Annotated in this window: 28 protein-coding genes; 23 read left to right on the forward strand and 5 right to left on the reverse strand. The window is 37.4% G+C overall.

Features of this window, described 5'->3' with window-relative positions; translation table 11 throughout:
- Positions 1-156: 156 nt before the first annotated feature.
- The 5 genes from AA0X71_RS09035 (at position 157) to AA0X71_RS09055 (ending at position 4,563) form a co-directional block, all read left to right on the forward strand.
- Positions 157-1,218 carry a helix-turn-helix domain-containing protein gene (locus AA0X71_RS09035; RefSeq protein ID WP_413361512.1) on the forward strand — a complete coding sequence of 354 codons (1,062 nt, stop codon included), beginning with the start codon at positions 157-159 and terminating at the stop codon, positions 1,216-1,218.
- A complete protein-coding gene (locus AA0X71_RS09040; RefSeq protein ID WP_413361514.1) occupies positions 1,208-2,701 on the forward strand; it encodes a RecQ family ATP-dependent DNA helicase in 1,494 nt (497 codons plus the stop codon). The genes AA0X71_RS09035 and AA0X71_RS09040 overlap by 11 nt, the downstream gene beginning before the upstream one ends.
- A 10-nt stretch (positions 2,702-2,711) precedes the next feature.
- A complete protein-coding gene (locus AA0X71_RS09045) occupies positions 2,712-3,320 on the forward strand; it encodes a CPBP family intramembrane glutamic endopeptidase (RefSeq protein ID WP_413361516.1) in 609 nt (202 codons plus the stop codon).
- Positions 3,313-3,987, forward strand: coding sequence for a LysM peptidoglycan-binding domain-containing protein (locus AA0X71_RS09050; protein WP_413361518.1), 675 nt, complete (start codon positions 3,313-3,315; stop codon positions 3,985-3,987). Before AA0X71_RS09045 ends, AA0X71_RS09050 begins: the two co-directional genes overlap by 8 nt.
- Positions 3,988-4,104: 117 nt before the next feature.
- On the forward strand, positions 4,105-4,563 hold the full coding sequence (locus AA0X71_RS09055; protein ID WP_413361520.1) for a YpbF family protein: 459 nt from the start codon (positions 4,105-4,107) through the stop codon (positions 4,561-4,563).
- A gap of 49 nt (positions 4,564-4,612) precedes the next feature.
- On the opposite strand, the gene AA0X71_RS09060 is transcribed toward AA0X71_RS09055, so the two are convergent.
- The 3 genes from AA0X71_RS09060 to AA0X71_RS09070 are packed head-to-tail and all read right to left on the reverse strand — an operon-like array spanning position 4,613 to position 5,714.
- Positions 4,613-5,182 (reverse strand): manganese catalase family protein, encoded by a 570-nt coding sequence (locus tag AA0X71_RS09060; RefSeq protein ID WP_019154335.1) that lies wholly within the window; start codon positions 5,180-5,182, stop codon positions 4,613-4,615.
- A gap of 38 nt (positions 5,183-5,220) precedes the next feature.
- A complete protein-coding gene (locus tag AA0X71_RS09065; RefSeq protein WP_413361522.1) occupies positions 5,221-5,484 on the reverse strand; it encodes a spore coat protein CotJB in 264 nt (87 codons plus the stop codon).
- Positions 5,481-5,714 carry a spore coat associated protein CotJA gene (locus tag AA0X71_RS09070; RefSeq protein ID WP_413361524.1) on the reverse strand — a complete coding sequence of 78 codons (234 nt, stop codon included), beginning with the start codon at positions 5,712-5,714 and terminating at the stop codon, positions 5,481-5,483. The genes AA0X71_RS09065 and AA0X71_RS09070 overlap by 4 nt, the downstream gene beginning before the upstream one ends.
- Positions 5,715-5,855: 141 nt before the next feature.
- Between AA0X71_RS09070 and AA0X71_RS09075 the strand changes: the two genes are divergently transcribed.
- The 5 genes from AA0X71_RS09075 (at position 5,856) to AA0X71_RS09095 (ending at position 10,654) form a co-directional block, all read left to right on the forward strand.
- A complete protein-coding gene (locus tag AA0X71_RS09075) occupies positions 5,856-6,488 on the forward strand; it encodes an HPP family protein (RefSeq protein ID WP_413361526.1) in 633 nt (210 codons plus the stop codon).
- 108 nt (positions 6,489-6,596) lie between these two features.
- On the forward strand, positions 6,597-7,376 hold the full coding sequence (locus AA0X71_RS09080) for a metallophosphoesterase (RefSeq protein ID WP_413361528.1): 780 nt from the start codon (positions 6,597-6,599) through the stop codon (positions 7,374-7,376).
- A gap of 83 nt (positions 7,377-7,459) precedes the next feature.
- On the forward strand, positions 7,460-8,044 hold the full coding sequence (locus AA0X71_RS09085) for a genetic competence negative regulator (RefSeq protein WP_413361530.1): 585 nt from the start codon (positions 7,460-7,462) through the stop codon (positions 8,042-8,044).
- Positions 8,045-8,276: 232 nt separating this feature from the next.
- Complete coding sequence (locus AA0X71_RS09090) at positions 8,277-9,554, forward strand: Glu/Leu/Phe/Val family dehydrogenase (protein ID WP_413361532.1); 1,278 nt, start codon at positions 8,277-8,279, stop codon at positions 9,552-9,554.
- A gap of 131 nt (positions 9,555-9,685) precedes the next feature.
- Positions 9,686-10,654, forward strand: coding sequence for a YpdA family putative bacillithiol disulfide reductase (locus AA0X71_RS09095; protein ID WP_413361534.1), 969 nt, complete (start codon positions 9,686-9,688; stop codon positions 10,652-10,654).
- Between the two features lie 319 nt (positions 10,655-10,973).
- Here AA0X71_RS09095 and AA0X71_RS09100 read toward each other — a convergent pair whose 3' ends face one another.
- Positions 10,974-11,948 (reverse strand): asparaginase, encoded by a 975-nt coding sequence (locus AA0X71_RS09100; protein WP_413361536.1) that lies wholly within the window; start codon positions 11,946-11,948, stop codon positions 10,974-10,976.
- 193 nt (positions 11,949-12,141) lie between these two features.
- Between AA0X71_RS09100 and prsW the strand changes: the two genes are divergently transcribed.
- The 9 genes from prsW to fni all read left to right on the forward strand — a co-directional run bounded on the left by prsW (position 12,142) and on the right by fni (position 20,389).
- Complete coding sequence (gene prsW / locus AA0X71_RS09105) at positions 12,142-12,822, forward strand: glutamic-type intramembrane protease PrsW (protein WP_413361538.1); 681 nt, start codon at positions 12,142-12,144, stop codon at positions 12,820-12,822.
- Positions 12,823-13,007: 185 nt separating this feature from the next.
- Positions 13,008-14,015, forward strand: coding sequence for a spore cortex-lytic enzyme (gene sleB, locus AA0X71_RS09110; RefSeq protein WP_413361540.1), 1,008 nt, complete (start codon positions 13,008-13,010; stop codon positions 14,013-14,015).
- Between the two features lie 15 nt (positions 14,016-14,030).
- On the forward strand, positions 14,031-15,380 hold the full coding sequence (gene ypeB, locus AA0X71_RS09115) for a germination protein YpeB (RefSeq protein WP_413361542.1): 1,350 nt from the start codon (positions 14,031-14,033) through the stop codon (positions 15,378-15,380).
- Positions 15,381-15,611: 231 nt separating this feature from the next.
- Positions 15,612-16,271, forward strand: a complete 660-nt coding sequence (locus AA0X71_RS09120; RefSeq protein ID WP_413361544.1) for a flagellar brake protein — start codon at positions 15,612-15,614, stop codon at positions 16,269-16,271.
- Between the two features lie 75 nt (positions 16,272-16,346).
- Positions 16,347-16,529: a DUF5359 family protein gene (locus AA0X71_RS09125; protein ID WP_413361546.1), complete on the forward strand. Its 183-nt coding sequence runs from the start codon at positions 16,347-16,349 to the stop codon at positions 16,527-16,529.
- 205 nt (positions 16,530-16,734) lie between these two features.
- Positions 16,735-17,406 (forward strand): (d)CMP kinase, encoded by a 672-nt coding sequence (gene cmk / locus AA0X71_RS09130; protein WP_413361548.1) that lies wholly within the window; start codon positions 16,735-16,737, stop codon positions 17,404-17,406.
- A 1-nt stretch (position 17,407) separates the two neighbouring features.
- Positions 17,408-17,998 carry a lysophospholipid acyltransferase family protein gene (locus AA0X71_RS09135; protein ID WP_413361550.1) on the forward strand — a complete coding sequence of 197 codons (591 nt, stop codon included), beginning with the start codon at positions 17,408-17,410 and terminating at the stop codon, positions 17,996-17,998.
- Between the two features lie 183 nt (positions 17,999-18,181).
- Positions 18,182-19,318 (forward strand): 30S ribosomal protein S1, encoded by a 1,137-nt coding sequence (gene rpsA, locus AA0X71_RS09140; protein ID WP_413361552.1) that lies wholly within the window; start codon positions 18,182-18,184, stop codon positions 19,316-19,318.
- 18 nt (positions 19,319-19,336) lie between these two features.
- Complete coding sequence (fni, locus tag AA0X71_RS09145) at positions 19,337-20,389, forward strand: type 2 isopentenyl-diphosphate Delta-isomerase (RefSeq protein WP_413361554.1); 1,053 nt, start codon at positions 19,337-19,339, stop codon at positions 20,387-20,389.
- 506 nt (positions 20,390-20,895) lie between these two features.
- Here the strand turns inward: fni and AA0X71_RS09150 are convergent.
- Positions 20,896-21,033 carry a YpzI family protein gene (locus AA0X71_RS09150; protein ID WP_413361556.1) on the reverse strand — a complete coding sequence of 46 codons (138 nt, stop codon included), beginning with the start codon at positions 21,031-21,033 and terminating at the stop codon, positions 20,896-20,898.
- A 156-nt stretch (positions 21,034-21,189) separates the two neighbouring features.
- Here AA0X71_RS09150 and AA0X71_RS09155 point away from each other — a divergent pair, with 156 nt between their 5' ends.
- The 4 genes from AA0X71_RS09155 (at position 21,190) to der (ending at position 24,440) form a co-directional block, all read left to right on the forward strand.
- Complete coding sequence (locus AA0X71_RS09155; protein ID WP_413361558.1) at positions 21,190-21,795, forward strand: hypothetical protein; 606 nt, start codon at positions 21,190-21,192, stop codon at positions 21,793-21,795.
- A complete protein-coding gene (locus tag AA0X71_RS09160) occupies positions 21,792-22,679 on the forward strand; it encodes a YIEGIA family protein (RefSeq protein ID WP_413361560.1) in 888 nt (295 codons plus the stop codon). The genes AA0X71_RS09155 and AA0X71_RS09160 overlap by 4 nt, the downstream gene beginning before the upstream one ends.
- Before the next feature lie 5 nt (positions 22,680-22,684).
- Positions 22,685-22,870, forward strand: a complete 186-nt coding sequence (locus AA0X71_RS09165; RefSeq protein WP_413361562.1) for a capping complex subunit for YIEGIA — start codon at positions 22,685-22,687, stop codon at positions 22,868-22,870.
- 259 nt (positions 22,871-23,129) lie between these two features.
- Positions 23,130-24,440 carry a ribosome biogenesis GTPase Der gene (gene der, locus AA0X71_RS09170; protein ID WP_413361565.1) on the forward strand — a complete coding sequence of 437 codons (1,311 nt, stop codon included), beginning with the start codon at positions 23,130-23,132 and terminating at the stop codon, positions 24,438-24,440.
- The last annotated feature ends 5 nt before the right edge of the window (positions 24,441-24,445 follow it).

Raw genomic sequence — 24,445 nt, forward strand, 5'->3', positions numbered from 1 at the left:
TTATCATAACAACGTTTTCGAATGGAATATGATCCTTGCCTTCGTTTTCATGGTAAAATAAATGGAGAAACAAGTCGAATTATAGAATTACTTATATCGTTGATTATTGACTCTTTTAATCCATCATTTTTCAAAATATAGTAATAGGGTGATAGAATGCCAACTCCTTTTTTATTTTTGGTCGTTCTTCTATGTTTACATAAAATAAATAATGAGAGAACGATTTACTCTTTATATCATCTCCTATGCGGAAAGAAATCTTCCCAAACCATTCAAGATGCACATCTTTTCCAAATTACTCGATTTTATAAAACATATAGTGCGTTAACTAGACAACAATTCGAGGCAATCATTATGGAGCTTGAAAGGTTAAATTTAATTGTTCAAACAAATGAGCAACATTATGTTCTTACAGATAGTGGAAGAGCGTTTATGAAGAAAGAATCGAAAAATTACCCTTTTTTATCTTATTTAAATGGCTGGAATTATCAGTATTCAGAGGTGTTTTGGCAAAGATTATCATTGGTGGTTCAAGTAACTTCCCATTTAGTAAATGAAGATCGGAATTATATCCCGATTCAGAGAAATAGACAGTTGCTTAGCTGGTTAAAAAGCTTTTTCTTAAATAATCGGCTTAATCGCAAGGAATTTAGTCGAAAGCTATATGAAGAACTCATCCTTGTGTTGGACGAGTGTGCTGATATCAGTCCAAGTGTGTTAATTATTCGCTTAACTGGTTATGAAACCATCGGATTAACGGAAAAACAAGCATTTGATTATCTAGACATGGAACAAACGCTGTACCAATATCAATTTCAAGCATTAATACATTATATTTTGGAAAAAGTTCAAAATGATCCAAAGAGATTTGTACTTTTATTCTCTCTAATAATGGATGTGCAAACCTCACTGCCGATTACAGAATCGAGTAAAAAAACGTTAGACCTCTTAGATAAAGGATTTTCAATTGAAAAAATAGCTCAAATAAGAAAATTGAAGGTCAGTACCATACAGGATCATATTGTGGAGCTTGCTCTTCAAGTGAAATCATTTCAAATTGATCCTTTTGTGGACAAGCAAAAAATGAAACTGATTTTGAAAGCGAACGAAGAGGCAGCATCTAAACAATTAAGATATATACGTGAATTAGTACCAGAAGCAACATATTTTCAAATACGGTTAGTGATGAGCAAATTTGGTGATAACAATGAATCATAATTTGGAGAAAAAATTACAAGACCATTTCCGTTTTTCTTCATTTAGACCAGGGCAAAAAGAGGTTGTGTCTTCTGTTTTGGACAACCAAAATACGGTAGCTGTTTTGCCTACTGGTACAGGCAAATCTTTGTGCTATCAACTTCCAGGATATTTATTGCCCGGTGCAGTGGTGATTGTTTCTCCGCTTTTGTCATTGATGCAAGACCAGGTCGAACAGATGCAAATGCAGGGAGAAAAAAAGGTGATTGCCCTTAACTCATTTTTAACAGGAATTGAGAGAATTAGGGTACTAAACCAACTCGAAAAGTATAAGTTCATCTTCATCTCTCCTGAAATGCTAAATCTCCAGGAAATAAAGATAAAGCTTCGAGCTTTGTCCATTTCCTTATTTGTCATAGATGAGGCTCATTGTATTTCGCAATGGGGATATGATTTTCGCCCAGATTATATGAAACTCGGTTCGGTAAGAGAAGAGCTGGATAATCCGTTAACGTTAGCACTGACGGCGACTGCCACGAAAGAAGTAGTGACAGATATTGTCAAAGCCTTACATTTACATTCTTGGGAAGAGCATATATTTTCTGTCGATCGTCCTAATATCGCGATTAAGGTAGAAGAAGTAAAGGCTCCAGAGGAAAAAGAACAGCGACTTTTGGACTTAGTTTCATCCATGCAGGGTCCAGGAATCATTTATTTTTCAAGTCGTAAAAGGGCAGAAGCGATTGTTGAACGTTTGAAGTCTGAGGGAATAGCCAGAGTAATGGCTTATCATGGAGGGATGGACCAGGAAAGCCGTATCCTCATTCAACAGCAATTTATCCATGGTCAGCTTGAGATCATTTGTGCTACGAGTGCTTTTGGCATGGGAGTGAACAAAGAGGATATTCGTTTTGTAATTCATTATCATATGCCATTACAAATTGAATCCTATCTGCAGGAAATTGGTCGTGCTGGTAGAGACGGAAATAACAGCTTGGCTATTTTGTTATATTCACCAGGTGATGAAGCTCTTTCCTATCATTTAGTCGAAAATGAATTACCGAACGAGTTTCAAATTGAACGTGTCAACCAATGGGTGAACGGTTCTACTGTTAAGAACATTAAACATTATGAAGAAGAGGTTCGGAACTTTGCTGGCCTTAATGATATTCAATGGCGATTAATAAGTGACTTTATACAAAGTGTGGACGATAGCGAACATTTGCCATCCAATTTGAAAGAATTTATGCACTTTGTTGAAGAAAGAACAAGCTTAAAGAAGCAAAAGATTGAAGAACTCAAGAGTTGGATACAATCGCATCAATGTCGAAGAGAAAAAATCTTGAATTATTTTGACGAAGAAAAGAAAATAGTGATTAAGGATTGCTGTGATGTATGTGGGATTGATTTTGAGCCATTTAGGAAAAAAGAGGAGAAAACAGAGGCGAAAGCTTTTCCTTTTGATTGGCAATCCTATTTATCCACCATTTTACTAAAAGAGTGAGCGTGAATTCATGAAAAACAAATATACAGAATTAATTCAAGGGTTATCAGATCGGGAAATCACGTTTCACCTTATTGCAACGCAAGTGTTATTGCTAGTCATTGCACTAGTGATGGGGTTTTTTCTATTTGAAGATTTTTCATCGTTCTGGGCTCTTTTCGTTTGGAATGATTGGAAGATTTGGTATGTAGGAGGAGTTGCTGGATTAACGATTGTTATTTTGGATGTCTTATTAATGAAAATTTTGCCACCATCCTATTATGATGATGGTGGTTTGAATAAGCGGATGTTTGAAAATAGGACGATTTGGCAAATTGCCGGAATTGCTGCCATGGTTGCAGTGAGTGAAGAGATTTTATTTAGAGGGGTCATCCAAACTCATTTTGGATTAGTTGTCACAAGTATTCTCTTTGCACTTATCCATTATCGTTATTTGTTTAATAAATTTCTTTTTGTCAATATTATGCTTCTCAGTTTTTTTATTGGTTACATTTACTTCGTGACGGAGAATCTTCTCGTCACGATTGTTCTACATTTTATTGTCGATTTTCTATTAGGTTTGACGGTGCGATTTAATAAACAACTACCTCAGGAACAGGAGGGAATTAATCATGAATAATGAGAAACCATACCGTGATCAAGCGGAACGTTTAAGAAAACGAATTACAAAGAAAGAGGAACTCGAGCATATAGAGTTATCTAAAGAGCTGCCACCAAGAAGCAGAGTGCATTATCAAAAGGCGAAGAGGACAAGGGTAAAGTTGAAATACCCGCTTATTCGGCTATTAGCTATCTTTTTTATCCTGTTACCGATTGTTAGCTTCAGCATTTATTCCATCAATGAAAGTAAGGCGAAGCGGACTGCATCAGTTGAGCAAAACTTATCAGGGAATATAGAGTCAGTCGATGTTAGAAATGATGACCCAGTTGAGCGAGTGTTCGAGGACGAGGAAGAGCCGACGGAGATAGTCATTGAGGAAGATGAAGAGGAGGAAAAGGAAGAGCTTGAAGCAGAAGTTGCTCCTGAACTAGAAAAAGTTGAACCAGTGAAAGAGGAGATTACGCCTCCTTCATCAACCGTGCCAGATAAGGATTCAAACAATGATAAAGCAACTGTACAAGAAGAAATCATTTATCATAAAGTACAGAAGGAAGAAACACTGTACCGGATTGCCATGAAATATTATAAGTCGCAAGCGGGAATTGACATTATTAGACAAGCGAATGGCATTCAAGGAAATGAAATACAGCTTGGACAAACATTAAAAATACCAATCCAAAAGTAAGGATGAAGACAATGTTATTTTCAAAATAGCATTGTCTTTTTTATCATAAATAGAAGGACAAGATCATATAATTTTACAAATGCAACTCGGGATTTGTAGGTAACAAGGAGGACCACAATGGAGACATCGATTAATATGCTTGATGATCGTACAGATAAGGCAACGAAGCAAATGCTCCAAAAAGTAGTGGAAAGAAAAAGAAAGTTTGATACCTTTACATTCAGACATTTTATCGTTATCTGGTTGACTGTATTTTCGTCCTTTATATACCTTTCTATCTTATATAAAACACTTATGATACCGTATTCATATTCTTTTGCAGCGATGTTTTCGGCATTCGTTGATCAATCCTATAATCTATATGCTCTTGTTTTAATAGTAGGCTTGTACGGGTTAATGAATCTATTAAAAGAGAAGAAGGATAAGGCGGAAAAAGAATACCATGCCTTGCGATGTGAAATCATTGATAAAAGCAAGGACTTATGGAAGCCAGAAGAAGCTTGGAAAAATCGCCATCTCGTTTTTGAAATGATGAAAAAGAATTATGATATCAATCTTTATCACGAGAATAAATAATTTCAGGCAAAATTAAAAGAGGCAGTGTTTAGCCACTGCCTTTGACAGATTAAAAAAATATCTTCTTATCCCGCTCTTCCTTAAGAATTTCTACAGCTTCCCGGAAACGCTGGGAATGAACAATTTCACGTTCTCTTAAAAATCTCAAACCATCGTTCAGGTCAGGATCGTCACTAACATTAATGATCCATTGGTAGGTAGCTCGTGCTTTTTCCTCTGCCGCAATATCCTCATAAAGATCGGCAATCGGATCCCCTTTTGCTTGAATATAGGTTGACGTCCAAGGTGCTCCGGCGGCGTTATGATAGAAGAGGGCATTATCATGATTTACATAGTGGTCGCCAAGTCCTGCAGCTTTCATCTGTTCAGGGGTAGCATCCTTTGTGAGCTTATAAATCATAGTTGCGATCATCTCTAAATGGGCAAATTCCTCGGTCCCAATATCAGTTAGAAGCCCAATTACTTTATCTGGTATCGAATAGCGCTGGTTTAAATATCTGAGCGCAGCAGACAATTCTCCGTCGGCTCCTCCATACTGTTCAATCAGAAATTTCGCGAGCATCGGATTACAAGTACTAACCTTAACTGGATATTGGAGCTTTTTTTCATAAATCCACATATGAATCTATCCCTCCTATTGTTGAAGTGTTTGCTCTATTAAACTTGCCACGGCCATGGGGCGTCGTCCCAATTCCATGGTTGCCCGGAATAGCTGTGCCCGAACTGCATTAATGGACCATACACACTTTCAACCGCTTTTTTTAATTTTTTTCTCTCCTTTACGTAATGATTAAATTGATTGATGGCTTCTAAATCGTTGTTATGGGTATCTAAATACAAGCTTAGTTCGACAAGAACAAAATCAACTGCTTGAAGCTGCTCCATCAGTTCATAAAATTCTGGTGGCAATTGTTTACTCATGATGGTTTTCCTCCCTTAGCAGCTAATTCACGAGAATTGTAATAAGGGTCGTAAAATGGCTTCCATAGAGTTCCAGCCCGTAATGCTTCCATTGGTGAGAATTGGGGAAAATTATTTGGTTGAAATCCGATATACAAATTAGGTGGTGTGGAATATTTTTTAACCTTAATCGGTGGACAAGGATCAAATGGACCAACGTACGGGGAATAAGTTTTATAAGGTGTAAACATAGTTGACCTCCTTTATGGATATATCATTCAATTTTATGAAAAAAAACGGCAGACATGACAGTTATTTTCATTATAAGGAAAGGAGTTCTTTCTAATATTGTAGAATATAGTAGTGTACATATTAATACGGAGGTGAAAAAAATGTTTGTTAAGAATATTATGATACCGAAACATCAAACATTTACCGTCCGGGCTGATGAACCGTTAAGGGTTGCCTTGGACAAATTAGAAGAGCATAAAATCGACGGATTACCAGTGTTAAAAGGTAATCAATATGCAGGTATAGTGACAAGGTATAATCTCTATGAGAGTTTTTTTACCTCGAACCTTTCTAGAGAAGATTATTTGGAGAAAACGAGTTGTGCAGATATCGCAACGTACCAAAATAAATATTTGCAAGGACAAGAAATTTTTGAGAAAACCTTACTTGAACTGAAGGATTTCCCGTTGCTAGCGGTTGTAAATGATAAAAATGAATATTTAGGTGTTGTGACAAGATTCGATGTATTGGAGCAATTTCAATCTGCATTTGGAGTAAAGAAACCTGGAGTGAGGATTGCTTTTACATCGATTGAAACAGAAGGACGCCTTGCGCGCCTTGCCGAAATTGCCCATCAATTCCATGAACACATCATCTCTTTGGTTACCTTTGATGAAACGGATAAACTCGTGCGTAGAATTGTGATGAAGATCGAGAAAAAAGACAATGTCGATAAATTTGTGAAAAAACTGGAGGATACTGGTTTCCGAATTTTAGATATTTACGAAGATTAAAGCAAGAAAAAGCCTCCCTCTCATAGATTGTTTATGAGAGGGATTTTTTCTGTTTTTTATGGCGATATGGTATGATTTTTAAAATAGTAAGGCAATATGGGAGGAACTATGGTTTACATTTTTGCATTTCTCATTTTGAGCTTTGGGTTCGGACTTATCACATATATGTATAAAGTAGCCCATTCTGATCCTGTCTTGTATCAAGAAATCACATTTCCGAACTTTCCTGGCAGCTTAGGTGAAGTAAAGCTGTTTTTTATTTCCGATATTCATCGACGAGTTATTTCTGAGGAGATTGTAAAAGAAGTGAAGGGGAAAGTAGATTTAGTGCTCATTGGAGGAGATCTTTTAGAAAAAAGGGTACCGATTGAACGAGTGGAGCAAAATATCAAATTATTAACCGAAATCGGCCCCACCTATTTTGTTTGGGGTAATAATGACTATGAAATTAACCCTCGGTTATTAGATGGGTTACTTTTAAAATATGGAGTCAAAATTTTGGACAATACGGCGGTTTCTTTTGAATCTGAAGAAGGGGAACGTTTTGTTTTGTTAGGGACAGACGATATATCCAGGGAAAGGGATCGACTCGATTTAGCTCTTCAAGATTCTGGCGAAGAAGGATTTAAGGTATTGGTCAGCCATGATCCGAAAATTCAGCATCAACTAAAAGAAGAAGATCACATCTCGCTTGTATTAAGTGGACATACACATGGAGGTCAAATAAGAATATTTGGAATCGGTCCGTATGAGTTAGGAAAATTGAAGAGACTAGGGAAGACAATAATGCTGGTGAGCAACGGTTATGGAACTACCTCATTGCCACTACGACTAGGTGCTAGCCCGGAAACTCACGTCATTACGTTAAAAAAAGGAAACGAAGAATAGTAAAAACCCTTTTTAGACGACTCACCATCCCTCTTTATTTACATAAACTAAAGCAAGAGTTGTCACAGTAGGGGGCAAAAAATATGCGCATTGAGCGATTGAATTATAATAAAATCAAGATCTTCCTTACATCAGACGATTTAATGGAACGAGGATTGACAAAAGAGGATATTTGGAAAGATTCCCTCAAATGGCATCAGCTTTTTCATGATATGCTTGAAGAGGCAAGTGATGAGTTTGGCGTGAAAATTGAAGGCTCAGTTGCAGTAGAGATTTTCTCTATGCATGCACAAGGAATGATCATGATTGTGACGATGGAAGAAGAGGAAGAAGAACAATCCCTACATGATGGGTTTATAGATATGGCGGTAACGGCTAATAATAATGAAGACATACTTTTTGAATTTAAGGATTTTGAGGATGTTATTCAACTAACACAACATTTAAGCAACTTAAATGTACTTGGTGGAAAACTATATAATTGGAATCAAAAGTATTTTTTATCTCTCAAAGAGGACTCGCTACACCAATCGGATAGTGTTATCGCGATTTTATCAGAATTTGGTGATGTATCGTTAAGGAGCATACATTGGCTTGAAGAGTATGGTCAGAACGTGATAAATGATCATGCAATTGAAACGATTATCGAGTATTTTTTAGCTAAATGAACGGAACAAAGACTTCCTTAAATAAGGGTAGTTACTCTTATAGAAGTCTTTTTCTGTCTTTTATGAAGTAATTAAAGGAAAGTGTCTTTAAAATAAGAATGGCAACGTTTACATTTTAAATTAATTGTATGTAAAAAAGGCTCTCATTCATCTTGCATTAATTATCCAAACGTGTATACTTGTGACTGAAAGAGGACAATTATTGAAAGCGATTTTAGGAGGTTTATTTTAGATGGTAGCCGAGAAAGGTACTGAAAATATAAATCAAGAAGACAAGCTTGATGTCTTAAAGTCTACTCAAACTGTCATACACAATGCACTCGAAAGACTTGGATACCCTGAAGAAGTCTACGAGCTATTAAAAGAACCTTTAAGATTGATGACGGTCAAAATTCCTGTAAGAATGGATGATGGATCTGTAAAAGTCTTTACTGGCTACCGGGCCCAGCATAACGATGCCGTAGGTCCTACAAAAGGTGGAATTCGTTTTCACCCAAATGTAACTGAAAAAGAGGTAAAAGCACTCTCCATTTGGATGAGTTTAAAATGTGGAATTGTGGATCTGCCATATGGTGGCGGTAAAGGTGGAATCGTCTGTGATCCACGAGATATGTCATTTAGAGAACTGGAACGTTTAAGTCGTGGTTATGTTCGAGCGATCAGTCAAATCGTTGGTCCAACAAAGGATATTCCAGCTCCTGATGTTTTCACCAATTCGCAAATCATGGCTTGGATGATGGATGAATATAGCCGTATTGATGAATTTAATTCTCCTGGCTTTATTACTGGAAAGCCACTTGTTTTAGGAGGTTCTCATGGGAGGGAATCTGCGACAGCAAAGGGAGTAACGATTTGTATTGAAGAGGCTGCGAAAAAGAAGGGCATTGAAATAAAAGGGGCACGAGTCGTTGTTCAAGGATTTGGAAACGCAGGAAGCTTCTTATCAAAATTCATGCATGATGCAGGTGCCAAAGTAGTTGGAATCTCAGATGCATATGGTGGCTTATATGATCCAGATGGTTTAGATATCGATTATTTACTTGATCGTCGTGATAGCTTCGGAACGGTAACAAAACTATTTAATAACACGATTTCAAATAAAGAGCTTTTGGAATTGGATTGTGATATTCTCGTTCCGGCAGCCATTGAAAATCAGATAACAGAAGATAATGCCCATAATATTAGAGCGAAAATCGTGGTGGAGGCTGCAAATGGCCCAACTACTTTAGAAGCTACTCAAATCTTAACAGATAGAGGAATTCTTCTCGTACCAGATGTACTAGCTTCAGCTGGAGGCGTGACTGTATCTTATTTTGAATGGGTTCAAAATAATCAAGGTTATTATTGGACTGAAGAAGAAGTAGAAGATAAACTTAGAGCTGTTATGGTAAAATCATTTGATAACATCTACAACACAGCTCAATCCCGTCGAGTCGATATGAGGCTCGCTGCCTACATGGTAGGAGTCAGAAAAATGGCAGAAGCATCCAGATTCAGAGGCTGGATTTAATTAGAAAAGCGGAAGCCGCTGAAGCTGGATAATAATAAGCGGAGAGCGCAAAATATATAAACTTTATAACGGAGAGGACTTACCACTAGGTGAGTCCTCCTTAGTTATTGTCGTTAAGGAGTGGTTTTAACATGAAACAAGAAGAGGTTATTGTTGTTGGAGGAGGACCGTGCGGAATTGCTGCGGCTATCTCCTTAAAGAAGATTGGCATAGAACCAGTCATTATTGAAAAAGGGAATATTGTAAATGCTATTTATCATTATCCAACACATCAAACCTTTTTTAGTACGAGTGAGAAGCTCGAAATTGGCAATTATCCTTTCGTAACAGAACATTATAAACCAAAGCGGAATCAAGCGTTAGTCTATTATCGTGAAGTCGTAAAGAGAGAACAGTTAAGAGTAAATACGTATGAGAAGGTACAATCTGTTAAAAAAGAGGAAAACGAAACCTTTACTGTTGTGACGGATAAACAAGTTTATAGATGTCAAAATGTTGTGATCGCAACAGGTTATTATGATAATCCCAATTATATGAATGTGAACGGTGAAGACTTGCCTAAAGTATTTCATTACTTTAAAGAAGCGCATCCTTACTTTGATAAAGATGTTGTTGTCATTGGAGGGAAAAACTCAAGTGTAGATGCAACGCTTGAACTTGTTAAAGCGGGGGCAAGGGTAACGGTTATATATCGTGGATCTAGCTTTTCTACAAGCATCAAGCCATGGATTCTCCCAGAGTTTGAATCTTTAATTCGTAATGGGATTGTAACAATGGTGTTTAATGCACACGTCAAGGAAATTACTGAAGATAAAGTGATCTATGTGAAAGATGGTCAACAAGTTGGAATCAAAAATGATTTTGTCTTTGCCATGACAGGTTATCACCCCGATCACCATTTTCTTAAACAAATGGGTGTGGAGATTAACGAAGAGTCAGGTAGACCAACCTTTAACGAAGAGACGATGGAAACGAATGTACCAGGTATTTACATTGCCGGAGTCATCGCCGCAGGAAATAACGCTAATGAAATCTTTATTGAAAATGGACGTTTTCACGGAGAGAAAATTGCGAATGCGATAAAATTACAGAAGAATTGAGTAAGTACTCCTTTGAATCTGGGATTTATATTATGAGTTGTGTGTGGGAAGCGAGGATGGGATATTGAATAAGGGTATTCATATCTTATTTCTAATCCTTTTTTCATTTACTGTAAGTGGTTGTTCTGTTTTTAGTTAATGATAATTGCTAATTAAGTGGAATTCTTCCGTCTACTTATTCGTCACATCAAATCTGGTCCTCAACTTAACCCCAACCGAATTGACGTATGACCATTCATACGTCAATTCTTGTGTATATTAATAAACCCGAAAACGAACCTTTTGATTATAATCTCCATGCATTTTCTAAATGTTCAAATCAAATCGCAAAGGCTTGTTCGATTTGATTCCTGTCTGAAGTAATCGCCAGTAAGATTAGAAGTTTCAAACGAGCTTTCTGTCCGTTAAGTCCATTGGAAAAAATGACGCCCATTTCTTTCAATTGTTTTCCCCCACCCTCATAGGCATACGTATCTTGCGCGATTCCATTAAAACAGCGGGACACAAAAACAACAGGGATATTATTGATAATTAATGCTTGGATTCCTGGTATTGTTGCTGGAGGAAGATTTCCTTGGCCAAGAGCTTCGATGACAATTCCATCACAAGGTAATGCATTAATGGCATCTAGTAAGGTTGAATCCATTCCAGCATGCGCTTTTATCAGAACCACCTTTTTGGAAACATCTGAGATCGGATAACATTCTGTACGAGTTGGACTATGATGGAAGACAACTCCTCGCTTTGTTACAATCCCAATCGGTCCATACTGCGGACTTTGGAAAGTACTAATATTGCTGGTATGAGTCTTTGTCACATTTTCTGCTGTATGGATTTCGTCATTTAATACGACGAGAACCCCTTTTCCATGTGCTTCTTCACTACTTGCTACTTTTATCGATGAGATTAAATTATATAATCCATCAGCACCTATTTCATTACTAGAACGCATTGCCCCTGTAACAACGATTGGTATCGTGCTGTTGAGCGTTAAGTCTAGAAAATAAGCTGTTTCCTCGAGGGTATCTGTACCATGGGTAATCACCACTCCATTTATTTCATCCGATATGTTTCGTTGGGAAATAAGTTCTCGAATTTTTAGCATCTCGGTTGGAGTGATATGTGGAGAAGGCAAGTTAAATGGTTCTTCTATAATTAAGTGAGCAAAATCCACTAATTCCTCTGTTTTTTTAGTCAAAGGGTTTGACTCATTAGGTGTGACTGCACCGGTTTTTTCGTCTTCGCTCATTGAAATGGTTCCACCGGTATGAATGACAAGTATCTTTTTCTTCATTATGAAGCCTCCGTGTGTATTTCTCATTTTCATTCTATCTATTCCATGATACGATTAAAGGAGGGATTTCCTCAAATCTTTTTATTTATTTTGGACAAAAATAATAACTTTTGAATGATCTATGTAGATGGTGGATTTGATTTATATTGAGATATAGAGAGCTTTATAAAAAGCCTTGAAAAGAGGAACATAAATGTTGGGGATATTATCAGCTGGGATAGCGCCTGGATTGGCCCTATTAAGCTATTTTTATTTGAAAGATGAATATGACTCGGAACCAGTTTCTTTTGTTTTTAGGGCATTTATTTATGGAGCGATTCTGGTGTTTCCGATCATGTTTATTCAGTATGTCCTGGAAGTAGAGAATTTGGTTCAATCAGAAGTGATTCACGCTTTCTTTTCAACCAGTCTTCTTGAAGAATTTTTTAAATGGTTTATTCTCATTTATACCGTTTATCAACATATAGAATTTGATGAGCCATATGATGGTATTGTTTATGGAGCGGCTGTATCATTAGGGTTTGCAACTGCAGAAAATATATTTTACTTGGTTGGAAATGGACTAGAGTATGCAATGGGAAGAGCATTATTGCCAGTGTCTAGTCATGCACTTTTTGGTGTGATTATGGGTTACTATTTAGGAAAAGCAAAATTTAATCAAAAATCAAAAGTGAAATGGTTTATTCTCTCCTTAATGCTTCCGTTTCTTCTGCATGGAATTTACGACTACATCTTACTTTCTTTAAAAAATTGGGTTATGTACATGTTTCCATTCATGATCTTCTTATGGTGGCTTGCACTAAGAAAAGCGAAACACGCAAGAACACTACACTCACAAAATCATATAGAAGTAAACAAGGGCCTTCCATTATAAAAATGGAGGGCTTTTTTATGTTTGTCACTAGAGTTTTAAAGCTTGTTTTAAGAAAGCACTTTGATTTTTTGAATAAAAACCCACTTACTACAAAAAATAGGCTCAAGTGGAGTACATTGCCTTTTAAAGTAAGATTACGGAACAAAGTTCATCTTAGGAAACAAATTCAATTGGGGGTGCATTCATTGAGCAAGAAGCTTTTATTATCAAAAGTCTTCCTTATTATTTCAATTTGTATAATTTGTGTTCCATTGAGTATGAACGAGAAGACTGCAGACGCTTTCTCCAACCAAGTCATCCAGCATGGAGCTGTTGGAGATGATGTTATCGAATTACAGTCAAGGCTCCAATATTTAGGGTTTTACAATAAGAAGATTGACGGAGTTTTTGGCTGGAGTACTTATTGGGCACTTCGAAATTTCCAATATGAATTTGGCCTGCCAATTGATGGTTTAGCGGGTCAGAAAACGAAGAACATGCTAGCAAGAGCATCGAAATATCATGAGCAACACGTGAAGGAACAAATTAATAAAGGAAATAAATTCACGCATTATGGTGGTGTTGATTTAAACAAGCAAAAGGGTCCAGATAAGTCAGGTGGTGGTGCCAAAGGCAATACAGGTCAGAAAGCACCAGCACAAAAGGCACCAGCACAAAAAGCGCCATCTAAGCAAAATACAGGGCAAAAAGCTCCCGCGCCACAAAATACGGGCCAACAGGCGCCTGCTCAGCAGAATCCCGGCCAGCAAGCACCAACCGAGCAAGCGCCGGCTGGGCAAAATAACCAAGAAAACGAACAGCCTCAACAACCGACAGCAGCAAATGTACCAAACGGTTTCTCCCAAAATGATATTCAACTTATGGCTAATGCTGTCTATGGGGAAGCGCGAGGTGAAACTTATACAGGACAGGTTGCCGTCGCAGCTGTTATTTTAAATCGTGTTGAGAGTGCAACTTTCCCTAACACGGTCTCAGGAGTCATTTTTGAGCCACGGGCATTTACAGCGGTGGCTGATGGGCAAATTTGGTTAACTCCTAATGAGCAAGCAAAAAAAGCGGTGTTAGATGCGATCAATGGCTGGGATCCGACTGGAGAAGCCATCTATTATTTTAACCCTGATACAGCAACGAGTGGTTGGATTTGGTCAAGACCACAAATAAAGCGAATCGGAAAGCATATATTCTGTAAATAGAGGGGTGAGACAAACATGATTCGAGGAATTCTTATCGGAGTACTAGCTCTAGGTGTCGCAGGAACTGCTTTTTGGGGTTATCAGGAGCATCGAGAAAAGAATGCGATTCTGATTAATGCTGAAAACAACTACCAAAGAGCCTTTCATGATTTATCCTATCAAATTGATCTGTTGAACGATAAAATTGGAACAACATTGGCAATGAACTCTCGTACATCTCTATCTCCTGCACTTGCAGAGGTATGGAAAATAACATCACAGGCACATAGTGATGTAGGGCAACTACCTCTTACCCTCCTCCCTTTTAACAAAACAGAGGAGTTTCTAGCGCAAATAGGAGATTTTAGTTATCGTGCGGCAATTCGAGATTTAGACAAAGAACCATTATCAGATAAAGAATACAATACGCTTAAAGATTTATATGCCCAATCGGCTGATATCCAAAAAGAATTAAGGGATGTTCAGCACACGGTAATCAGTAAGAACTTGAGATGGATGGATGTTGAGCTTGCTCTAGCTACGGAAGAACAACCTCTAGACAACACGATTATTGATGGATTTAAAACAGTGGAAAAAACAGTTGAAAGCTACGGAGAAACGGATTTTGGTCCTACTTTCGTTAGTTTAAAAAAGAAGGATAATCTTTATCAGTATTTAGAGGGCGATGAAATTACAAAGGAAGAAGCAGAAAAAACGGCTAAAAAGTATACAGGTTTTGGAGAAAATGTAAAAGTTCAAGTTACGGATAATGGCAAAGGCGCTGATATTGGTTTTTATAGTGTCTCGATTATGGATAAAAAGACAAAAATCGAGGCTGACATGGATATTACGAAAAAGGGCGGCTTCCCAATCTGGTTTATCGTTTCAAGAGATGTGGAAGATCAAAAGCTCAGTCTAAATGATGCAAGTAATAAAGCAATAAAATTTTTAAAGGAAAATAACTTTGAAAACTTGGACTTATTTGAAAGCAGTCAGTATGATAATATCGGAGTCTTTACCTTTGTCACAAATGAGAAAGATGTCCGTGTTTATCCAGATGCCATCCATGTAAAGGTAGCTTTAGATAATGGGAAAATTATCGGATTTTCCGCAGACGACTATTTGAAAGCACACCATACAAGGGAATTTGCTAAACCGACGATGACTGCGGATGAAGTAAGAAAGGAAATCAATTCAAATGTAAAGATAATGGAAGAGAATTTAGCCATTATCATCAATGATCTAAACGAAGAAGTTCTCTGCTATGAGTTTTTAGGTACATTAGGGGATGACACATATAGAATCTTTATAAATGCCAATAGCGGTACAGAGGAAAAGGTTGAAAAGTTACAGAATGCAGAACCAATATATGAAGATGTCGTTTAGTAGAAATAACGTCTAGAATATATGGAATTAGAGGACTATCCTAAAAGTTTATTTGGGGTAGTTCTTTTTAACTGGATAAGTGAGTCAAATCTTTATTTTTAATGTTGCGAATTTATTCACGCTCATGTCATAATTAGACATAACATAATCCCTTAAGTCAATTTTGCTGTATTTGAATCGTGCTTTTCGATTGATTTGAGATAATATGCATTTTATGGGAAGTGTGATTAGATGATAAAAATCGGAGACCCACTTACGTTAGAATTAAAAAATAGAGATAAAATAGAAAAATATAAATGTAAGCTAGTTGAAAGAAAAGGGCAGCAGCTGTATATTGACTACCCTATAAATGTAGGGACAAATAAGACTGCTTTTTTTATTGATGGTACTCAGATTAAGTGTTCTTTCGTGAAGAAGGATGGAACAGTGTATTCCTTTGAAGCAGAAGTGGTAGGACGTATTAAACAAAACATTCCAATGATGATCCTCTCCTATCCAGGAGACGAACTTCTCATGAAAATTCAGCGACGCCAATATGTGCGTATTGAAACCCCTGTCGATGTTGCCGTTCACCCTAATAATTTTGAATTTAAACCATTTGTAACGGTGACAGATGATATTAGTGCTGGGGGATCCGCGATTATCGTTTCCAGTGATCTGAAATTTGATATTGGCCTTACCGTAACGACGTGGATGGTATTTCCGATGAAAAATGGTGAGTATCACTACTTCTATTTTCACGCGAAGGTTGTCAGAATCATTCCTCTGGACGAACGAAGAAATAAAGTCTCCCTTGAGTTCAAAGATGTAGATTCACATCAACGTCAAATATTACTTCGATTTTGCTTTGATCGACAAGTAGCGTTAAAGAAAAAGGGACTGCTGGAATAGTGTAAAATGGAATAAATTTCATCTAAAACTCCCATAATGCAAATATAGAGCATAAAAAAGTATTGGTGGGATACGATGAAAACGATAGAAAGAATTATTATAAAGATTATTGTCATTCAATTTCTATTTCTCTTATTAACACAGGTTTTCTTACATAGGTGGAATGTCTTGCCTGAGTTAAAAGAGATTACTCAATATGAAGGTGTAACAGATACGAATTTCTCCGATTTATTGGAGACATTTAACGGATTAAAGTGAAGCAGGAGACTGCTTTTTTTTGATCATGTAAGTGTAAACATATTTCTTAGAGGGTTATGAAAAAATAAAAATAGCTGTCTTTTTTTAATATCATTTGCGATACATATGTTAAAATAGAGTCAGCATGAGATTTGGACGTGAAGATTTCCACGAAACTATTTCATAAGCAGATTTACTGATATTTGGTGAACAACTAGGAGGAACTATGAACAGAATATCCATTGCAATCGATGGTCCTGCGGCTGCGGGAAAAAGCACAGTTGCAAAGATTGTGGCTAAAAAATTGAATTACATATATGTTGACACAGGTGCTATGTACAGAGGGTTAACCTTTCAGGCATTACAAGAAAGGGTAGACCTTCAAGATGAATCTAAATTAATAACCCTTCTCAAAAACACAGAAATTTTATTAAAGCCTTCTGAGAATGGTCAACGTGTCTTGGTAAATGGACGAGATGTTTCAACCGAAATTCGAAATTCGGAGGTAACGAATCAAGTGTCCATCGTAGCAAAACATCGTCTAATTCGAGAAGAAATGGTGAGGAGGCAAAAAAACTTGGCTGCTGAAGGTGGCGTTGTGATGGACGGTAGAGATATCGGAACACATGTCATGCCAACAGCTGAAGTGAAAATTTTTCTTTTAGCAAGTGTAGAAGAAAGAGCCCAAAGACGCCATGTTGAAAATTTGGAAAAAGGTTATCCTTCCGATTTAGAAATATTGAAAGAAGAAATTGCCGCGAGAGATAAGCTTGATTCGGAGAGAGAAGTAGCTCCATTGAAAAAAGCTGATGACGCTATTGTAATTGATACAACCTCAAAATCAATTGATGAAGTCGTTGAATCAATTATGGAGTTGGCAATAGAAAGGATCGGATAAGATGTCTTTTTATACATTTGCAAAATCAGTCGTTTATGGAATTTTAAAACCGATCTATCGTATGGAAGTGATCGGAAAAGAAAACTTTCCGAAAGAAGGCGGGGTTTTGCTTTGTGCAAATCACATTCATAATTTTGACCCTCCAATAGTCGGAATTGTTGCCCCAAGAACGATTCATTTTATGGCGAAAGAAGAATTATTCTCGGTACCTGTATTAGGGAATCTTCTTCCGCATTTAAATGCCTTCCCCGTTAAACGAGGAATGAGTGATAGAGAAGCACTACGTAAGGGACTTAAAGTATTAAAAGAGGGCAATGTATTAGGTCTTTTCCCTGAAGGAACGAGAAGTAAAACTGGGGAACTAGGCAAAGGGTTGGCAGGGGCTGGCTTTTTTGCTTTAAGAACAGATGCAGATGTTGTGCCCTGTGCCATTATTGGTCCTTACAAAGCTTTTTCAAGGTTAAGAGTTGTCTATGGCAAACCGATAGATATGAAACAATTAAGAGAGAACAAAGTATCTCCTGAAGAGACAACAGAAGTGATTATGAATGAAATTCGTCTTCTAATTGAAGCACATAAGAAGAATAGATAGTTCTTCTTTCTTGACAAAAAGAAGCATTTGTAAGAAGTTATAAGAAAAGTGCAAGTTGCCTTGTACAAAACCATTGAATAGGATTACTTTTGGTAAATCCTAGGGACTATTATTTGGGAAATGAATTAATTCATTATTATTTTTCTTTTTAGGAAGTAGCGATTGGATTAAGGAGGAGTACATATGTCCGAAGAGATGAATCAAGTAGAAGTGAAAAGTTTTGAAATCGGTGATCGTGTCACCGGTACTGTTTCAAAGGTTGAGGAAAAGCAGGTAATCGTTAATATTCAAGATAGTAAACTAGATGGAATCATTCCGATTAGCGAGCTTTCGAGTCTTCATATTGAAAAAGCAAGCGATGTTGCAGAGGTTGGCCAAGAGCTAGAGCTTGAAGTGACAAAGGTTGAAGATGATGCGTTCATTTTATCAAAAAGAAAAGCAGATGCTAAAAAAGCATGGAGCGTTCTTCAGCAAAAATTTGAAACTGGAGAAGTCTTTGAGGCAGAAGTGAAAGATGTCGTTAAAGGTGGTCTCGTTGTTGATCTAGGAGTAAGAGGATTTGTACCAGCATCACTAGTTGAAGCTCACTTCGTCGAAGATTTTTCAGAATACAAGGATAAAACGTTAACCTTCAAAATTGTTGAGCTGGACCAAGAGAAAAATCGATTAATCTTGTCCCACCGTGCTGTTGTTGAGGAAGAAATGGGTCAGCAAAAGCTTGCACTTCTAGATTCTCTTCAACCTGGGCAAGTAATAGAAGGAACTGTTCAAAGAATAACTGATTTTGGTGCATTTGTAGATATTGGAGGTATCGATGGATTAGTACATATCTCTCAATTATCACATGAACATGTTCAAAAGCCATCAGATGTTGTACAAGAGGGTCAGCAAGTAAACGTGAAAGTTCTAAGTGTTGATCGAGATAACGAAAGAATTTCACTATCTATCAAGGAAACCTTACCTGGACCTTGGCATAATCTTGCTGAAAAAGCACCAAAAGGCTCTGTTCTTGATGGTGTTGTGAAACGACTTGTTTCTTACGGTGCTTTCGTAGAAGTATTTCCGGGTGTAGAAGGATTAGTGCATATTTCGCAAATCTCGCACAAACATATCGGAACTCCACATGAAGTTCTTCAAGAGGGGCAATCTATAAAAGTGAAGGTTCTTGAAGTGAATGAGGATATTCAAAGATTATCATTAAGCATTAAAGAACTTGAAGAGAAAGAATCAGAATTTGCTGATTATGAACTTCCTGAAGAATCAAAAGGATTTCAATTAGGCGAAATGATTGGTGATCAACTAAAAAAAATTAAAGAGTAAGATAAAAAGGTGATATAGGTGACGAGAGCAAAAAGGAAGTCAGAGCATATTCAGCATGCTTTAAAAATAGGACAAAGCAGACTCACTGGTTTCGATGACATCACTTTTATTCACCAAAGCTTACCTGATTGTTCTATAGAGCAAGTGCAATTAAGTACAAAAATTGGCGAACTTACCTTAAGTTCGCCAATTTTTATAAATGCAATGACAGGTGGTGGCGGTGAAGCAACATTTCAAATTAACCGAAAATTGGCCATCGTAGCTAGAGAAGCAAATATTCCTATTGCCGTTGGTTCGCAAATGTCTGCTTTGAAAGATCCAGCAGAGGAGCGAACCTTCAGAATTGTGCGGGAAGAAAATAAAGATGGATTGGTGTTTGCGAATTTAGGGAGTGAAGCGTCAGTAGATCAAGCAAAAGCAGCGGTAGACATGATGGAAGCTGATGCGTTGCAAATTCATTTGAATACCATTCAGGAATTAACAATGCCAGAAGGGGATCGGAGTTTTGTTGGTGCACTTAACAGAATCGAATCAATAACTAGCCAAATTGGAATACCCGTTATTGTAAAAGAAGTTGGTTTTGGCATGAGTCGAAAAACGGTTTCTAAGCTCCAATCAGTTGGAGTGACCGCAATTGATGTCGGTGGGTTCGGAGGAACCAATTTTGCAAAGATTGAAAATGAAAGAAGAAAGAAGCTTCTTTCCTTTTTTAATGACTGGGGAATTCCCACTGCTGTATCCATTATAGAAGCAAATGAGGCCGATAGAAATGTTTCGATTATTGGGTCTGGGGGCATTCAAAACAGCCTCGATATTGTCAAAGCACTTTCGCTCGGTGCATCGGCAACAGGCCTTGCTGGGCAAATATTAAGAATGCTCGTCGATCATGGATATGAAGCCCTAATTGAAGAACTTCAAGAAATGGAAAATGAGATCCGAATCATGATGACCGCACTAGGTGCAAAGACTATTGCAGATCTAAGAAGGGTTCCGCTCCTTATCTCAGGAAAGAGCCATCATTGGTTAACAGAAAGAGGTATTGATACAAAAGCGTATAGTCAAAGAAAGTAGAAAGAGGCTGGGACATAACTAGCTTCAAATCATGAAAAAGGTGAATTTGAGGGGACTCAAATTCACCTTTCTCTATTTTTGTATTAATGCAAGACCTTCGATTTTCCTCGTACAAAAAATCGGGTGAAACGCAAATTAGCCTTCAAGAATCCAATCGATTTCCGCTTTGTCTAAATTTCTACTATCAGACCCTATTTTGCTGCAACCATCTCTCACCCTTAAGCGGAATTTTTCCTGTTATCTCTTCAATGGACTCCCTTTTAGGGAAAATAACGGAAGATTTTCCGCTTATGGAAGGCAAAAATCGTTTATTTTGGCATTTTTTGAGTGAATAGCAGGAAATTTTCCTGTTATTTCGGCTCTTTTTCATGATGGTTGCTCATTAAGCGGAATTTTTCCTGTTAACATACCGATACGCCAACTGTTTCCACAAGTCGAGGGAAATTATACACTCCAAACTAGAATCAAAAAGTCGTTACTACCGACTTTTTGACCAAGCCTTATTTTTACTTGCCATCGTTAAGCTTTTCTGCTTCTTCTGGGCTCGACATTTTGGTGGCACCAGGGTAATGGAGAGCTTGATCTCTATCAGATTCAACTTGTTTGCTTTTTTTTAATTTTTTTTCTTGGCGATCCTTTCCCACGCTAGACACCTCCTAATCTATAACATATATCATCCTCCCTTGTTCTATACAGGATGTATCAAATTCCTAGCAAAGTCAGGTATGGTAAAAGTTAAATAAGTGAAGGGTTAAAGTACATAACGATGAGCCATAATGGAAATGATAGGAGGTAGTGGAATGGAAGGGATTATCTTTTTATGGTTATTTTGGATGTATTGGATATTGGCCACTTTTTTTATGGCTAAAAACAGAACTCGTCTTTTTATCTCGATAACCATCCTTATTGCTATTATTTTTTCTACTTATTCAATCGAAGTACTCGGTATGAAAATAACGTTAACAACCTTGTATTTGCTATTAATATCATATATTTTTATGGCAAAACAAAAGGAACGGAAGGGAATTTACCTATTTATTGCTTCTTTCATTATCATGCTTGCATTTACAACGTTCCATTTGTTTGAGTTATATGATCCAGTTTGGATTATTTTCAACCGAAATATGATGTTGGCCTTTCTTTTAACCTATCTTACTTTGCTTCTGTACAATGATCTTAAATTCCGCATCGTTATTCTTATTTGTGGCACGATTCATGGAGAATTTTTGTATGCGTTTGTATTGAAAAATATTACCTCTTCTTATTTGATAGGGTCGTTTGCTTTTTTTGATGTCATTGCCCTCTCTGTAGGAATCATGCTCATTATACATGCCTTTAAAAGGGTTTCACTGTATTTTGAATATCAAATTAAACATCTTGAAAGGGGAAAGCAAAAACCATCATGAGTGAATATACATACCCCATATTACTTGGTCTAATTATTGGTACGCTAACGAGAGTCTATATGCTAAGAACAGACTATCGCCAATATCCCACTTATCTACATGGAAAAATCATTCATATTGCGCTTGGCTTTATTGCAGCTGGCTTAGGGACTCTTGCAGTTCCATCGATTATGGAAGAGGACTTCACGGCCGTTACATTCTTAACTATTGCTGCATCACAATTTAGAGAGGTGCGGAATATGGAGCGAAACACGTTAACTGAGATGGACAGCTATGATCTTGTACCAAGAGGAAAAACGTATATCGAAGGAATTGCGATCGCTTTTGAGAGCCGCAACTATCTCGTCATTTTCACCTCACTTCTCACTACACTTGGGTACTTACTCACGAATATTTGGGGTGGTCTTATCGTCGGGATCATTGCTTTTTTTCTTTCGAAGATGTTAATGACTGGTGGGAAGCTTAGTGACATTGTCGATATAGAGTATGTGGAACCTAGATTTGATGGGGCAGGGCTATATGTTGACAATATCTACATTATGAATATCGGTTTACCAGAGAGACAAAAAGAAGTATTACGTTATGGCATGGGCTTTGTTTTAAAACCGAAAAATTTTGATTCTCGTTCGACGATTGCAAATCTAGGTCAAAGACAAGCGATACTTCACGATGTCTCTACAGCGCTTGGGGTCTATCGAGATTCAGGAACTCCGGCATTAGTTCCTTTGGCCAAAAGAGATTTAGACGATGGCAGAATTGGCGTGTTTGTCCTACCCCAGGAAAGAGATGTAGAAAGAGCAATTGAAATTATTGGCAAAGTTCCAACGCTCGAAAATGCCATTAGGATGCCATCAGAAAGAAAGAAAAAGGAAGAGGGGATGTAATCAGTATGGCTCTTGATAAATTCATTCTGGCAGCGATCACGACAAGCCCGAAAAAAGTACCCTCTGGGGTGGCCGTGTTTCATTGTGATAGTAAAGAAGAGATGGATAAAATTACAACCAATTTAGAGGCTATTTTGGATGGAATTGCTCATTCTTTAGGAGAAGATTTATATGTGATTGTAAAACACTAATTTACCTATTTGTGAAAACATCTGCTTACTCCATTGACGTCTTGTTTAACACAATCAACTAGTTCTTCCGATCTTTTCATTGCGAGGAAGTTTTCACTTTGTTAATATAATTAGGTTAGGCCCTTCTAATATGGAAGGGTTTCTTTTCTAAGAAGAGTAGCTCTAATTAAAAAATATTCTAATTGAAATTGAGGATGTAAACACTCCTGAGAATAAAGACAGGGTGTGTTGGTCTATAAAGAAGGAAAGGGTGATGTTCATGGTGAAACCAGTAATAGCCATAGTTGGACGTCCAAACGTTGGGAAATCCACGATTTTTAATCGTATAGTAGGAGATCGGGTTTCCATTGTAGAAGATATTCCAGGAGTAACAAGAGATCGTATATATAGTGGAGCAGAGTGGCTAAATCATGATTTTAATATTATTGATACAGGCGGAATTGACATTGGTGACGAGCCATTTTTAGATCAAATTCGCCAACAGGCAGAAATTGCGATTGATGAAGCTGATGTGATTATATTCTTAACCAATGGTCGAGAAGGAGTCACGGGTGCCGATGAAGAAGTTGCGAAAATATTATATAAGGCTAAGAAGCCAGTAGTGCTAGCTGTTAACAAAATTGATAACCCTGATATGCGCGATCAGATTTATGACTTCTATGCTTTAGGGTTTGGGGAACCATTTCCAATTTCAGGTGCACATGGATTAGGCTTGGGTGACTTACTAGATGAGGCAGCAAAGCATTTTCCAAAAGACGAGGGCGATAATTATGACCCAGATACGATTAAGTTTTCCTTAATCGGGCGCCCAAATGTGGGGAAATCTTCACTCGTAAATGCAATCCTTGGTGAAGATCGCGTGATCGTAAGCAATATCGCTGGAACCACTCGTGACGCGATTGACTCAATGGTAACGGTAAACAGCCAAAAATATGTCATCATTGACACCGCCGGGATGCGTAAAAAAGGAAAAGTGTATGAAAGTACAGAGAAATATAGTGTTTTGCGTGCTTTAAGAGCAATTGAAAGATCTGATGTGGTTTTAGTTGTTCTTGACGGGGAAGAAGGCATTATTGAACAAGATAAAAAAATTGCTGGTTATGCTCATGAAGCGGGACGAGCCATTGTTATTGTGGTGAATAAGTGGGATGCAGTCGAAAAAGATGAAAAAACAATGAAGGATTTTGAACAGAAAATTAGAGACCATTTTCTTTTCTTAGACTATGCTCCAATCGTGTTCTTGTCTGCTCTAACAAAAAAACGGATACATACGTTAGTTCCCATGATTGATATGGCAAGTGAAAACCATATGAGAAGAGTGGAAACGAGCGTCTTGAATGATGTGATCATGGATGCAGTTGCGATGAACCCAACACCAACAGATAAAGGAAAGAGATTGAAGATTTACTATACAACACAAGTGGCCGTGGGCCCACCAACTTTTGTTGTGTTCGTAAATGACCCAGAATTAATGCACTTCTCGTACCAACGATTTTTAGAAAACCGGATTCGAGACGCATTTGGATTTGAAGGAACACCGATCAAAATATTTGCTCGTGAACGTAAATAATTGCT

The sequence above is a fragment of the Robertmurraya phoenicis genome, from assembly GCF_047302285.1.
Classification (GTDB): domain Bacteria; phylum Bacillota; class Bacilli; order Bacillales; family Cytobacillaceae; genus Robertmurraya.

Coding starts and splice junctions, on each gene's coding strand:
- AA0X71_RS09035 (WP_413361512.1), top strand. CDS start 157: ATGCCAACTCCTTTTTTATTTTTGGTCGTTCTTCTATGTTTACATAAA.
- AA0X71_RS09040 (WP_413361514.1), top strand. CDS start 1,208: ATGAATCATAATTTGGAGAAAAAATTACAAGACCATTTCCGTTTTTCT.
- AA0X71_RS09045 (WP_413361516.1), top strand. CDS start 2,712: ATGAAAAACAAATATACAGAATTAATTCAAGGGTTATCAGATCGGGAA.
- AA0X71_RS09050 (WP_413361518.1), top strand. CDS start 3,313: ATGAATAATGAGAAACCATACCGTGATCAAGCGGAACGTTTAAGAAAA.
- AA0X71_RS09055 (WP_413361520.1), top strand. CDS start 4,105: ATGGAGACATCGATTAATATGCTTGATGATCGTACAGATAAGGCAACG.
- AA0X71_RS09060 (WP_019154335.1), bottom strand. CDS start 5,182: ATGTGGATTTATGAAAAAAAGCTCCAATATCCAGTTAAGGTTAGTACT.
- AA0X71_RS09065 (WP_413361522.1), bottom strand. CDS start 5,484: ATGAGTAAACAATTGCCACCAGAATTTTATGAACTGATGGAGCAGCTT.
- AA0X71_RS09070 (WP_413361524.1), bottom strand. CDS start 5,714: ATGTTTACACCTTATAAAACTTATTCCCCGTACGTTGGTCCATTTGAT.
- AA0X71_RS09075 (WP_413361526.1), top strand. CDS start 5,856: ATGTTTGTTAAGAATATTATGATACCGAAACATCAAACATTTACCGTC.
- AA0X71_RS09080 (WP_413361528.1), top strand. CDS start 6,597: ATGGTTTACATTTTTGCATTTCTCATTTTGAGCTTTGGGTTCGGACTT.
- AA0X71_RS09085 (WP_413361530.1), top strand. CDS start 7,460: ATGCGCATTGAGCGATTGAATTATAATAAAATCAAGATCTTCCTTACA.
- AA0X71_RS09090 (WP_413361532.1), top strand. CDS start 8,277: ATGGTAGCCGAGAAAGGTACTGAAAATATAAATCAAGAAGACAAGCTT.
- AA0X71_RS09095 (WP_413361534.1), top strand. CDS start 9,686: ATGAAACAAGAAGAGGTTATTGTTGTTGGAGGAGGACCGTGCGGAATT.
- AA0X71_RS09100 (WP_413361536.1), bottom strand. CDS start 11,948: ATGAAGAAAAAGATACTTGTCATTCATACCGGTGGAACCATTTCAATG.
- prsW (WP_413361538.1), top strand. CDS start 12,142: ATGTTGGGGATATTATCAGCTGGGATAGCGCCTGGATTGGCCCTATTA.
- ypeB (WP_413361542.1), top strand. CDS start 14,031: ATGATTCGAGGAATTCTTATCGGAGTACTAGCTCTAGGTGTCGCAGGA.
- AA0X71_RS09120 (WP_413361544.1), top strand. CDS start 15,612: ATGATAAAAATCGGAGACCCACTTACGTTAGAATTAAAAAATAGAGAT.
- AA0X71_RS09125 (WP_413361546.1), top strand. CDS start 16,347: ATGAAAACGATAGAAAGAATTATTATAAAGATTATTGTCATTCAATTT.
- cmk (WP_413361548.1), top strand. CDS start 16,735: ATGAACAGAATATCCATTGCAATCGATGGTCCTGCGGCTGCGGGAAAA.
- AA0X71_RS09135 (WP_413361550.1), top strand. CDS start 17,408: ATGTCTTTTTATACATTTGCAAAATCAGTCGTTTATGGAATTTTAAAA.
- rpsA (WP_413361552.1), top strand. CDS start 18,182: ATGTCCGAAGAGATGAATCAAGTAGAAGTGAAAAGTTTTGAAATCGGT.
- AA0X71_RS09155 (WP_413361558.1), top strand. CDS start 21,190: ATGGAAGGGATTATCTTTTTATGGTTATTTTGGATGTATTGGATATTG.
- AA0X71_RS09160 (WP_413361560.1), top strand. CDS start 21,792: ATGAGTGAATATACATACCCCATATTACTTGGTCTAATTATTGGTACG.
- AA0X71_RS09165 (WP_413361562.1), top strand. CDS start 22,685: ATGGCTCTTGATAAATTCATTCTGGCAGCGATCACGACAAGCCCGAAA.
- der (WP_413361565.1), top strand. CDS start 23,130: ATGGTGAAACCAGTAATAGCCATAGTTGGACGTCCAAACGTTGGGAAA.